The organism is Tsukamurella ocularis, assembly GCF_965138335.1.
In the GTDB taxonomy this organism is placed as follows: domain Bacteria; phylum Actinomycetota; class Actinomycetes; order Mycobacteriales; family Mycobacteriaceae; genus Tsukamurella; species Tsukamurella ocularis_A.
The window spans coordinates 1-11117 of sequence record NZ_CBCSDV010000054.1; the positions used below are offsets into that span (position 1 = coordinate 1).

15 protein-coding genes are annotated in these 11117 nt (G+C 71.9%); 9 read left to right on the top strand and 6 right to left on the bottom strand.

Going from position 1 to position 11117, the window contains the following annotated elements; all coding sequences use genetic code 11:
• Positions 1–45: 45 nt before the first annotated feature.
• Positions 46–825: a CPBP family intramembrane glutamic endopeptidase gene (locus ACNAYW_RS24030; RefSeq protein ID WP_415852119.1), complete on the bottom strand. Its 780-nt coding sequence runs from the start codon at positions 823–825 to the stop codon at positions 46–48.
• Between the two features lie 63 nt (positions 826–888).
• Here ACNAYW_RS24030 and ACNAYW_RS24035 point away from each other — a divergent pair, with 63 nt between their 5' ends.
• The gene (locus tag ACNAYW_RS24035) at positions 889–2349 is read left to right on the top strand and encodes an NCS2 family permease (protein WP_415852120.1); all 1461 of its coding nucleotides are present in this window, start codon (positions 889–891) and stop codon (positions 2347–2349) included.
• 6 nt (positions 2350–2355) lie between these two features.
• Here the strand turns inward: ACNAYW_RS24035 and ACNAYW_RS24040 are convergent, their stop codons facing one another.
• Complete coding sequence (locus tag ACNAYW_RS24040; RefSeq protein ID WP_415852121.1) at positions 2356–3153, bottom strand: hypothetical protein; 798 nt, start codon at positions 3151–3153, stop codon at positions 2356–2358.
• Positions 3154–3231: 78 nt separating this feature from the next.
• On the opposite strand from ACNAYW_RS24040, the gene ACNAYW_RS24045 reads away from it, so the two are divergent.
• Complete coding sequence (locus tag ACNAYW_RS24045) at positions 3232–3798, top strand: TetR/AcrR family transcriptional regulator (RefSeq protein ID WP_415852122.1); 567 nt, start codon at positions 3232–3234, stop codon at positions 3796–3798.
• Positions 3795–5324 carry an MFS transporter gene (locus ACNAYW_RS24050; RefSeq protein ID WP_415852123.1) on the top strand — a complete coding sequence of 510 codons (1530 nt, stop codon included), beginning with the start codon at positions 3795–3797 and terminating at the stop codon, positions 5322–5324. The genes ACNAYW_RS24045 and ACNAYW_RS24050 overlap by 4 nt, the downstream gene beginning before the upstream one ends.
• A gap of 91 nt (positions 5325–5415) precedes the next feature.
• On the opposite strand, the gene ACNAYW_RS24055 is transcribed toward ACNAYW_RS24050, so the two are convergent.
• Positions 5416–6150, bottom strand: coding sequence for a DUF2470 domain-containing protein (locus tag ACNAYW_RS24055; protein ID WP_415852124.1), 735 nt, complete (start codon positions 6148–6150; stop codon positions 5416–5418).
• Between the two features lie 91 nt (positions 6151–6241).
• On the opposite strand from ACNAYW_RS24055, the gene ACNAYW_RS24060 reads away from it, so the two are divergent.
• Positions 6242–6637, top strand: coding sequence for a hypothetical protein (locus ACNAYW_RS24060; protein ID WP_415852125.1), 396 nt, complete (start codon positions 6242–6244; stop codon positions 6635–6637).
• A gap of 1 nt (position 6638) precedes the next feature.
• Here the strand turns inward: ACNAYW_RS24060 and ACNAYW_RS24065 are convergent, their stop codons facing one another.
• Positions 6639–7619 (bottom strand): hypothetical protein, encoded by a 981-nt coding sequence (locus ACNAYW_RS24065; protein WP_415852126.1) that lies wholly within the window; start codon positions 7617–7619, stop codon positions 6639–6641.
• An 88-nt stretch (positions 7620–7707) separates the two neighbouring features.
• Here ACNAYW_RS24065 and pheA point away from each other — a divergent pair, with 88 nt between their 5' ends.
• The 5 genes from pheA to ACNAYW_RS24090 all read left to right on the top strand — a co-directional run bounded on the left by pheA (position 7708) and on the right by ACNAYW_RS24090 (position 9977).
• The gene (gene pheA, locus ACNAYW_RS24070; RefSeq protein ID WP_415852127.1) at positions 7708–8640 is read left to right on the top strand and encodes a prephenate dehydratase; all 933 of its coding nucleotides are present in this window, start codon (positions 7708–7710) and stop codon (positions 8638–8640) included.
• Complete coding sequence (locus tag ACNAYW_RS24075; RefSeq protein WP_415852128.1) at positions 8637–9266, top strand: histidine phosphatase family protein; 630 nt, start codon at positions 8637–8639, stop codon at positions 9264–9266. Before pheA ends, ACNAYW_RS24075 begins: the two co-directional genes overlap by 4 nt.
• Positions 9267–9309: 43 nt before the next feature.
• On the top strand, positions 9310–9639 hold the full coding sequence (locus tag ACNAYW_RS24080) for a nucleotidyltransferase family protein (protein WP_415852129.1): 330 nt from the start codon (positions 9310–9312) through the stop codon (positions 9637–9639).
• Positions 9636–9761: a hypothetical protein gene (locus ACNAYW_RS24085; RefSeq protein WP_415852130.1), complete on the top strand. Its 126-nt coding sequence runs from the start codon at positions 9636–9638 to the stop codon at positions 9759–9761. Before ACNAYW_RS24080 ends, ACNAYW_RS24085 begins: the two co-directional genes overlap by 4 nt.
• An 84-nt stretch (positions 9762–9845) precedes the next feature.
• Positions 9846–9977 carry a HepT-like ribonuclease domain-containing protein gene (locus ACNAYW_RS24090; protein WP_415852133.1) on the top strand — a complete coding sequence of 44 codons (132 nt, stop codon included), beginning with the start codon at positions 9846–9848 and terminating at the stop codon, positions 9975–9977.
• A 21-nt stretch (positions 9978–9998) separates the two neighbouring features.
• On the opposite strand, the gene deoD is transcribed toward ACNAYW_RS24090, so the two are convergent.
• Positions 9999–10706: a purine-nucleoside phosphorylase gene (deoD, locus tag ACNAYW_RS24095; RefSeq protein ID WP_415852131.1), complete on the bottom strand. Its 708-nt coding sequence runs from the start codon at positions 10704–10706 to the stop codon at positions 9999–10001.
• A 37-nt stretch (positions 10707–10743) separates the two neighbouring features.
• Positions 10744–11088: a metallopeptidase family protein gene (locus ACNAYW_RS24100; protein WP_415852132.1), complete on the bottom strand. Its 345-nt coding sequence runs from the start codon at positions 11086–11088 to the stop codon at positions 10744–10746.
• Positions 11089–11117 lie beyond the last annotated feature (29 nt).

Consider the following 11117-nt stretch of genomic DNA (forward strand, 5'->3'; position numbering starts at 1 on the left):
GTCTCCGNCGGTGCCGCCGCCGTCCCCGGCCTTCCCGGGCCGCGGTCACGTGAGGAAGCCCAGATGCGGCCGCAGCAGCGCGTAGCCGACGAAGGCCACGACGTCGAGCAGGAAGTGCGCGATGACCAGCGGCCACAGCTTCCGCCAGCGCTCGTAGGCGGCGCCGAAGACCACGCCCATCACCAGGTTCCCGAGCCCCGCGCCGAAGCCCTGGTACAGGTGGTACGAGCCGCGCAGCACCGACGACGCCGCGATCGACCCGGCCCGCCCGACGCCCAGCTGCCGCAGCCGGGTCATGAGGTAGCCCACGACCACGACCTCCTCCGCGACGGCGTTCCCCGCCGCGAGCAGCACGTAGGTGAGGATCCGCCACCACTGCACGTCGCCCGACGCCGGCACGACGCTCGCGGTGACCCCCAGGGCCCGGCCGGCCGCGTACAGCGCCAGCCCGGGGATGCCGATGAGCGCCGCGAGCCCGGTGCCCAGCCCCACGTCGCGCAGCACCTCCCGTCGCGGCCGGCGCAGCGCGAAGCCGATGTCGGCGAAGCGGATCCCGGAGCGGTACAGCAGGTACAGCGCCAGCGCGGCCCAGCCGAAGAGTTGCACCGCGCCGAGCACCTGCAGCAGGAAGTCGATCACCGCGTGCGGGCTGCGGACCGGGTTGAGCGTCACCGTCGTCCCGCGCACGCCGGGGCCGAGCTGATAGCCGACGAGGCGGACCATCGAATACAGCCCCGACCAGGCGAAAGTCACCAACAGCACGATCGCGACCTCGGCGCGCAGCGGGCGCCGCACGGCGGTCGGGACGGGCTCGGGGGCGTTCACCGGGTCACCCTATCCGGGCACCGTTACGATTGCCCGGTCCTGCAGCGAGTGAAGGGTCACGACGTGTCCGCTCCCACCGAGCCCCAGTTGGGGCCCATCGACAAGTTCTTCCGCATCTCCGAGCGCGGTTCGACGGTGCCGCGCGAGCTCCGCGGCGGCCTCGTCACCTTCTTCACGATGGCCTACATCGTGGTGCTCAACCCGATCATCATCGGCGGCGTCGTCGGGCAGAGCAAGAACGTCGACGTGCTCGGTCACGTGCTGCCCACCGCGCAGGTCGCCGCCGTGACCGCGCTGGCTGCGGGCGTCATGTGCATCGCCTTCGGCGCGATCGTCAACTACCCGTTCGGCATCGCCGCCGGCCTCGGCGTCAACAGCCTCCTGGCGGTGAGCGTCGCGCCGCAGGTCACCTGGCCCGAGGCCATGGGCCTCGTGGTGATCGACGGCATCATCATCGTGCTGCTCGGCGTCACCGGCTTCCGCACCGCGGTCTTCCGCGCCATCCCCGCCGAGCTCAAGGCCGCGATCGCCGCCGGCATCGGCTGCTTCATCGCGTTCATCGGCTTCGTCGACGCGGGTTTCGTCCGGCGCATCCCGGACGCCGCCGGCACGACGGTGCCCGTCGGCCTCGGCATCGGCAACTCCGTCGCGGCGTGGCCGACGGCGGTCTTCGTCTTCGGCGTGCTGCTCATCGGCGTGCTCGTGGTGCGCAAGGTCCCGGGCGCGATCCTGCTGGGCATCGTCATCACCACGATCGTCGCCCTGATCGTGCAGAAGGTGGCCGGCCTGGGACCGTCGTTCAAGGACCCGCACGGCTGGAGCCTGAACATCCCCGAGCTCCCGTCCTCGCTGGGCGGGCTGCCCGACCTGTCGCTGGTCGGCGAGGTCGACGTCTTCGGCGCCTTCACCCGGATCGGCGTGCTCGCCGCATCGGTGCTGGTCTTCGCGCTGGTGCTGTCGAACTTCTTCGACGCCATGGGCACCATCACGGGCCTCACCAAGGAGGCGGACCTGATGCGCGAGGACGGCACCGTGCCCAACATCGGCAAGGCGCTCGCCGTCGAGGGCGCGGGCGCGATCGTGGGCGGCGGCGCCTCGGCCTCGTCGAACACCGTCTTCGTCGAGTCCGCCTCGGGCATCGCCGAGGGCGCCCGGACGGGCCTGGCGAACATCGTGACCGGCGTGCTCTTCCTCGCCGCGATGTTCTTCACCCCGCTCTACGAGGTGGTCCCGTCCGAGGCCGCCGCGCCGGCGCTGGTCATCGTGGGCGCCATGATGCTGGGCCAGCTCAAGGACATCGACTGGAGCAGGTTCTCCGTCGTCCTGCCCGTGTTCCTCACCGTGGTCTCGATGCCCTTCACCTACTCGATCGCCAACGGCATCGGCATCGGCTTCATCACCTGGGTGGTGATGGCCGTGGCGCGCGGGAAGGCCAAGGAGGTGCACCCGCTGCTGTGGATCGTCTCGGGGCTGTTCCTGCTGTACTTCGCCAAGGAGCCGATCGAGGTGCTGTTCGGGATCTGATCGCCGCTAGCGGGCGTCGTTCCCGCTCGACGGTGGCTCCTCGTCGAGGCCCGGGGCGCGCCCGTGGCCGGCCTTCTCGGCCGCCCTCGCCTCCTTCTCCTGCTGCTTCGCGAGCGCCTTGGCCTCCTTCTCGACGGCCTTGCGCTGCTTCTTCTTCGCGCGCTTGCGGCGCTGCACCTCGAGGAGGATCGCAAGGGCGATCGCGGCGACGACGCCGACGATGACGCCGATCAGGGTGGCCCAGCGGAAGCCCGCGGCGTTCTGGTCGATCTTGGTGCGGGCGTAGCTCGCGCCGCTGCCGGTGCCGATCGCGACGGCCAGCGTCATGAGGTTCGGCACGGCCACGATCACGGCGAGGAGCCCGATCACCGTGGCGATCTTCGGGTGGTTGCTCGCCCGCTTCGCGGCGAACCACAGGATGAGCAGCGGTAGGCCGGCGCAGAGGAAGCCGATGCCCAGGCCGAAGGCGGTGCCCTTGAGCGTGCCTCCGTCCGTGCCGACCCAGCCGACCAGTAGGTCCGCCCACTTGCGCGGGAGGTAGGCGGCCAGCGCGAAGTAGGCCACGATGAGCACGGCGATGAGGATCGCGGCGACGATCGCGCGCTTGAGCCACTTCTTGGCGGCGTCGCCGGCGCGGGTGGCCGCATCGCCCGCCTTGGTCTTGGCACGCGTGGCCACGTCGTCCGCATGGGTTCTGGCGCGGGTCGTCGCGTCGTCGACGTGCGTCCTCGCCCGCGACGCGAGGTCGGGCCTGTGCTCGCCTTCGGGCTGGTCGGGCAACGGATTGTCCGGTGTGGCGCTCATTGTTTCAATCTAGCGGCTCCTTCGCTGTCGCACATCATGTACAGTTGTACATGTACAAACGTCCATTAGGAGTGCTCGATGCCCGGAACGCCCCGTCGCCGCGACCCCGAGCGGCGCCGTCGCGAGATCGTCGCCGCTGCCGCCGCGATCGTCGTCGAGGAGGGACCCGACGCGCTGACCCACCGCAAGGTGGCCGCGCGGGCGGGGGTGCCCCTCGGCTCCACCACGCAGTACTTCGCCACCCTCGACGACCTCCGCGCCGCGGCGTTGGCGCTGCTGGTGCACGACGCGGAGGAATGGCTCGACGGCCTGGAGGCGGCCTTCGTCGCGGACGGCGCCACTCCCGAGGCGTACACCGCGGCGCTGCACCGCTACCTGCTCGATCCGCACCTCGTGGGCGCAGACTTCGCGGTGACCTGCGCGGCGCCGCTGCACCCGGATCTCCGGGAGCTCAGCGTGCGATGGGAGGAGGACTTCATCGCGACCATGCGGCGCTACGTCACCGCGGAGAGCGCCGCCGCGGTGGCGATGTTCACCGACGGGGCGATCATGCGCACCGTGCTCACCGAAGCGCCCGTGGACCGGGCGCTCCTCGAACGCTCGATCACCGCACTCTGGAACCCGCGAGAAGGAGAAAGGGAATGACCGACCTGACGACCGCGCCCGTGGCCTCGGCCACCCGGCGGTGGGCCGCAGCGCTGCTGCTCTCGGCGAGCCTGCTGGTGATCACCGTGGACATGACGATCCTCAACATCGCCGTTCCCGACCTCGCGGCCGACCTGAGGCCGACCGCGGCGCAACAACTCTGGATCATCGACGCCTACTCGCTGGTGCTGGCCGGACTGCTCGTGTCCACCAGCTCGCTGGGGGACAGGTTCGGCCGCAAGCGGATGCTGCTGCTCGGCTACGTCGTCTTCGGCACCGCCTCGGCGCTCGTGCTGTGGGCGGAGACGCCCGCCCAGGTGATCGCGCTGCGCGCGGCGCTCGGCGTGGGCGGCGCGATGATCATGCCCACCACCCTGACGATGCTGCGCGTGATCTTCACCGATCCCGCGGAGCGCGCGAAGGCGCTCGGCCTGTGGGCGGCGGTCTCCGGCGTGGGCGCCGCGATCGGTCCGATCGTGGGCGGCGTTCTGCTGGAGAACTTCTCGTGGCGCGCGGCGTTCATGGTGAACGTGCCGGTGATGGTGCTCGTGCTGATCGTCGGGATCTTCCTGCTGCCCGAGTCGAAGGTCGCCTCGCCCGGCGCGTGGGACTGGCTCGGCGCGCTCATGTCGATCACCGGCATGGTGGCGCTGGTGTGGGCGATCAAGCGGTTCGCGAAGGACCACACGCTGCTGTCGGGGCCGGGCCTGCTCGCGCTCCTGCTCGCGGTGGTGGTGCTCGGGCTGTTCGTCCGGCGCTCCCTGCATCGCGAACACCCGCTGCTCGACGTGCGGCTCTTCCGGCGCCGGCAGTTCTCCGCGGGCATCATCGCGGCCCTGGGCGTCATGTTCGCCATGGCCGCCGCCCTGCTGCTGCTCGCGCAGTGGATGCAGCTCGTCGCGGGCTACGGCCCCATCGAGACCGGCGTCCGGCTGCTCCCCGTCGCCGTCGCGGCGGTGGTCGCCTCGCTGGCCGCGCCGTGGCTCGCGAATCTGCTCACCGCGCGGATCGTCCTCGCGGGCGGCCTCGTGGCAGCGGCGATCGGCATGGTGCTCATCGCGGCTCCCGCCCGGCTCGACTACGCGGGGCTGGTCGTGCCGCTGGTGCTGGTCGGCGTCGGCATGGGCGGCATGACCGTGGCCTCGGCGATGGTCATGTCCGGCACGCCGGAGGAGAAGGCGGGCAACGCCGCCGCGCTCGAGGAGACGAGCTACGACCTGGGCAACGTGCTCGGCGTTGCGATCCTCGGCAGTGTCGCCGCGATGCTCTACACCGCGGACGCCGACTTCGGCGCGATCCCGGGCGTCGACGCCGCCACCGCCGGCGCGGCGGGCGAATCGCTGGGCGCCGCGATGGCGATCGCGCAGCAGGCGGGCCTGCCCGCCCTGGCCGAGCACGCCATGGCCGGCTTCACCGCGTCGCTGCAGAGCACCGGGCTGGTCGGCGGGGTGATCCTGTTCGCCGTCGCCGCGGGCGTCTACGCGTTGACCCCCCGGGACACGGACATCACGGTGCAGGCGCACTGACCGCGTCGGCCGGGGTGCGCGATGCCGCCGGGTGCCCACGAGGTGCGTGAGCGCGCCTCCACCGCTCAGGAATTCGACATCCTGAGCAGGATCAGCTCGCGCGGAGACCGTTGAGGAAGGGGCAGCCCAGCAGGATGCGGATGCCGCGCTGCAGGGCGGCCATGTCGTGGGCGGGCTGCTGGAAGTTCAGGCGCACGTCCACGTCGGAGAGCTCGTGGTGCTCGGCCCGCAGCCGGATGCCGAAGCGATCGATGCCCAGCAGCCGGATGCGGTGGTTGCGCAGCTTCCCGGGCAGTCGGCGGGCGAGTTGCCCGACCATCTCCGGGTGCCCGCTCTCGACGTGCTCGAGCCAGGCGATCTCGTAGCCCGCGAACGGATCCGGCTCGGCGGCGGCCAGCTCGTCGCCCGTCACCGACGAGGCGCCGGCGGCATCGGCGAGCACGGCCGTCTCGATCGGCATGGTCAGCAGCCGCGCGCCGTTGCCCACGTCGAGCAGCTCCTCGAGCGGATTGTCCACGGCCACGCGAGCGGCGAGGGCGGCCCCGTCGGCCACCTCGGACAGGCGGCCGGAGAGCCACACCAGGGAGCGGGTGCGTTCGCGCAGCGGGAGCGGCGAGATGTCGTTGATCTCCACCATGGCGCGTGCGCCCTCGAGCCAGGGCACGTCGTCGGGGACCGCGACCACCAGGCGGTCGCCCAGCACGTGGTGCAGTGCGACGGTGATCGGCTCGAAGCCGTCGGCCGCGAGGACCGCGGCATGGGGGACGGCCGCGATGGTGCGGACGCGCTCGGCCGGTGTCGGCTCGGCGATGGTCGGGGCGCTCATGACGACTCCTCTCGCTCGGTGGTCTGATGTCATGAAGGTAACCCTAACCTAATGCGGTGAGCAAGCCGGGGCAAGAGTTAGGGTCAACGTGATGGCGATCGAACTGGAGTTGCTCGCGCCCCCGCGCGAGCCGATGTCCCTGGTCGACGGGCTGGCCGTGGCCGCACCGTCGGGCCGTCCGAGCTGCACCTACACGCCCGGCGATCCCACGGCGCTCGCGGAGTTCCTCGTGCACGGCGTGCACGACGAGGGCCCCGGTTTCGAGATCGCGGTGACGGACGCCGATCAGGCCGTGGCCGTGCTGTGCGGAGTCGTGGCCGCGCTCACCGGCGACGACATCCCGGCCGCGCTCGCCGCGCCCGACGAGGCGCGGCTGGCCGCCCTCAACCCGATGGCGCAGGACGCGGTGCGCGAGCGGCTGCGGCACGTCGTCGCGCCCGACCCGCAGGCGGTCACCGACCGGCTGCACGCCCTCGGGCTGAAGTAGCTCAGGACACCTGATCGACGGGGACGGTCCACGCCGTCCGGCACACGTCGAGCGTGGGGGAGAGGCGCCCGCGGTCGAACCAGCTCTGCGCCGTGCCGCGCGCCAGGACCGGATCGTTCGAGGTCGCGGAGATCACGGTCCACGACGCGGACTCGCTGGAGGCCTCCTCCATGTCGCGCGCCTGGATCCCGTGGCCCACCAGCTTCGCGAGCGTGCCGCCCGCGAGGCAGAGGTTCTGCACGTGGCGCCGGCGCAGATGCTCGCCGCCCGGCGTGCTGGTCGGGCCGCCCGCGAGGCGCACGAGGGCGTCGACGTCGGCGGAGACGCCGCTGCGCCGCTCCGCCCGCCCCGCGACGTCGAGGGCGAACCACATCAGCGCCCCGCCCGCCTGGTTGCCGATGCCCGCGCGGGCGCGGTCGTGGTTCATGAAGGTCACGGTGTCGCAGGTGATGATGCTCTCGACGCGCGCGCCGGCGGTGCACGCCCCGGGGAGGGAGCCGTCGGCGGCCGGGACCGCGACGTCGACCCGCACGGCGGGCAGGCCCCACATGCCGCCGAGGCAGGCGGTCGCGGCCTGGCCGAAGGTCTGCATCGCCGCGCGATCGACGGACCACGCGGGGAGCGGGCACGTGGCCGGGGCGGTCAGGGCGGTCGTGAACAGGCTGTTGGCGGTGATCTGGTCGATGCTGGGCGCGGGCGGCGGCGTCGCCCGCGCGGTGATCCCGGGCAGCTGCGGGGCGTCGTCGCGGCCCGACTTCGAGACCGCGGCCCAGCCGACCGCGCCCGCGAGGAGGACGACCGCGACGGCCAGCGTGAGCCAGCCGGCGAGGCCGAGTCGGCGCCGACTGCGCGCGTCGCCGGTGCCGTACAGGCCGTTCGCGTAGGGGCTGCCCGTGGGCAGCCGGTTCGAGCGCCAGGGATTCGGGCCCGTCGGTGCCGGCCCGGAGCTGATCCGATCCAGTGGGTTCTCGTCCTCCGCCATGCTGCCCTCCCGCTTCTGCAAGAACGAAATGACTGTACTGAATCACCGGAGGTCCGCCCGCGCGCGGTGCCCCGGCTAGGCTCGTGGCGTGACGCGCATCGCCTACTTCGGCCCCGAGGGGACGTTCACCGAGATGGCGCTGCTCCAGTGCCAGGACCTCGCCGCCCGCGGGGAGATGACGGTGCCGGGGTTCGACCTCGTCGGGGCGGAACGGATCAGTGCCCCCAGCCAGGTGGCCGCCCTCGAGATGGTCGCCGACGGTGCCGCGGACCTCGCGTGCGTGCCCATCGAGTCGTCCGTCGAGGGGCCCGTCACGCCCACGCTCGACACGCTGGGTTTCGGGACGCCGCTGCAGATCTTCGCGGAGACCGACCTCGCCGTCGCCTTCTCGGTGGCCTCCGCGAAGCCGCTGGACGAGGCCCGCACCGTGGGCGCGTACCCCGTCGCCGCCGCGCAGGTCCGCGCCTGGCTCGCCGCGAACATGCCGCAGGCGCAGGTGGTTCCGGCCGCCTCCAACGCCGCGGCCGCCCTCGACGTGGCCGAGGGGCGCATCGACGCCGGCGTCACCACCGCGCTCGCGGCCCGGATGTACGGCGTGCCCGAGGCGGCGACCGGCGTGGCCGACGTGGCCGACGCCCGCACCCGATTCGTGCTGTGCGGCAAGCCCGGTCCGGCGCCCGAGCGCACCGGCAGCGACTGCACCGCGGTGGTCCTCGACGTGCCCAGCCGCCCCGGTTCGCTGGCCCTGGCGATGGCCGAGTTCGCGCTGCGCGGCGTCGATCTCACCCGCATCGAGTCGCGCCCGAAGCGAACCGTGTTCGGCAGCTACGTCTTCCACTTCGACTGCGTCGGCCACATCGACGATCCCGCGGTGGGCGAGGCGCTGCGCGCGCTGCACCGCGTGTGCGACGACCTCCGCTTCCTCGGCTCCTGGCCCCGGCCGGGCGGTCCCGGCACGGCCCCCGTCGACCCCGGCGATTCCGAGGCCTGGTTCGACGGCCTGCGCAGGGGCGAGCGATGACGGGCCTGCTGCACCTGGTCCGCCACGGCCAGACGACCGCGAACGTCGCGCGGATCCTCGACACCCGCCCGCCCGGCGCGCCGCTCACGCCCGAGGGTGCCGAGCAGGCACGCCGCTTCGGCGCCGAGCGCCCCGGTACCGCGCCGGCCGTGCTGCTGAGCTCCGTCGCGCGGCGCGCGCAGCAGACCGCGGGGCACATCGCCGAGGCCTGGGGCGTGCCGACCGCCGTGATCGACGGGGTGCACGAGGTGCAGGCCGGCGACCTCGAGGGCCTCAACGACGAGGATTCCATCAAGGTCTTCCAGGACGTCGTGCGCCGCTGGTACTCCGGCGAGCCCACCGCCGCGATGCCCGGTGGCGAGAGCGCCGAGGACCTGCTCGCGCGGTACCTGCCCGCGGTGGCGACGATCCGCGCCGGGCACCTGCCGCACGGCGACGCCTACCTCGTCAGCCACGGGGCCGCCATCCGGCTCGTCGGCTTCCACCTGTCCGGGGTCGACGGTGCCTACGCGCACAAGCACCACCTGCCGAACACCGGCGAGATCGTGCTCCGGCCCGTCGACGACGGCCGCTGGGAGCTCGTGAGCTGGGCCGACGCCCCGTCGCACCTGGACCCGATGGGCTAGTCAGAGGCTGTGCTCGCCGCCCGTCCACGGGTATCCTGGCGATATGGCGAGGATCGGTGTCACCCCCGAGACGCTGGTTCTTCATGAGCTCATCGAGGAGCGTCGGAGTGAGTTCCTCGCGTTGTTGGCCAAGTACAACGCGACGAATCCGAGACTGTTCGGCTCTGTCGCACGGGGTGACGCGCACGCCGGTAGCGATATCGACATCCTGGTCGAGATGGATCCGGTGGACGGGAATCTCCTCATGCGCGCCTCGGGCCTGATGGAGGAATCCCGGGAACTCTTCGGTCGCGAGGATATCGACGTCTTCCCACTTCAACTGCTCAAGCGGCCCGTCTCCGCCTCGGCCCTGGCTGATGCTGTAGCTCTGTGAGCAGAGAAGTGGGGCAGCGCGTCGCGGACATACTGCGGTCGGTCGAGCGCTGCCAGCGCTTCGTCGCGGTTCTCGACAGCGGAGCAGACGATCTCGCCGACATGGCGGAGGATGCCATCTAACGCAATCTCCAGATCATCGGAGAAGCCGTAAACCACCTCCCGGCCGACGTCACACGCACATGTCCGCAGATTCCCTGGCCGTAGATCCGGGGTCTCCGGAACATCCTGGTGCATCAGTACTTCGGAGTCGATGGCGATATTGTCCGGGACGTCGTCACCGCGCATCTGCCACTCCTGGTCGAGGCTCTACGCGTCTACGCCGAAGACGACCTCTGACCTTCTGAGGCCAGGCCGGCGTCAGCTGAAGGCGGCCTCGATGGCGACGGCGGCTGCTGCGGCGAAGCTCGTCTCGCGGTCCTCGGACGGCATCGCCTCCTCGCGGAAGAGGTGATCGCTCACGGTGAGCACCGTGAGGGCCTCGCGGCCCTCGGCCGCGGCGACGGCGTAGAGGGCGGCGGTCTCCATGTCGACGCCGAGCACGCCGTGGTCGCGCAGGCCCTCGTGCAGGCCGGGGCGCGCGAGGTAGAAGTGGTCGGAGGAGTACACCGGGCCCACGCGCACGGGGGTGCCGGCCCGCTCGGCGGCGTCGACCGCGGCGCGGAGCAGCGGGTAGGACGCGGCGGGGGCGAACTTCACGCCCGGGATGCGGGGGTCGTTGATCGCGGAATCGGTGTGCGCGGCAGTCGCGACGATCACGTCGCCGAGGGCGAGGTCGTCCTGGAAGCCGCCCGACGTGCCGACCCGGATGATCCGCTGCACCCCGTACTCGCGGTAAAGCTCGGTGGCGTAGATCGTCATGGTGGGCATGCCCATGCCGGAGCCCATGACCGAGATCGGCCGGCCGCCGACGGTGCCCGTGTACGCCTCCATGCCGCGGACCTCGTTGACGAGGCGGGCGTCGTCGAACAGCGTCTCCGCGATGCGGCGGGCGCGGCGCGGGTCGCCCGGCATGAGGACGGCGGGCGCGTAGTCGCCGGGGGCGGCGGAGTTGTGCGGTGTCGGCATGCGGATTCCTTTCAGGCCCGGCCCGGCTCGGATCCGGTCAGGCCCAGCCCAAGTCGTGGAGTCGGTGGTCGTCTATACCGAAATGATGGCCGATCTCGTGCAGCACGGTCACCCGGATCTCGTGGCGCAGCTGCTCCTCGGTGTCGCAGACGTCCATGAGCGCCTCGCGGTAGATGGTGATGGTGTCGGGCAGGGTGCCCACGTAGTTCCAGTCCCGCTCGGTGAGCGCGATGCCCTCGTACAGGCCGAGCAGCGTCGGCTCGTCCTCGTTGCGGTCGCGGACCAGCACCACCACGTTGTCCATGGCCGTGGCGAGCTCGGGCGGGACGTCGTCCAGGGCGTCCGAGACCCACTCCTGGAAGGCGCGGCGGGAGACGTGCACGGGTTACCGGCCGGGGGCGGGCGCCGGGG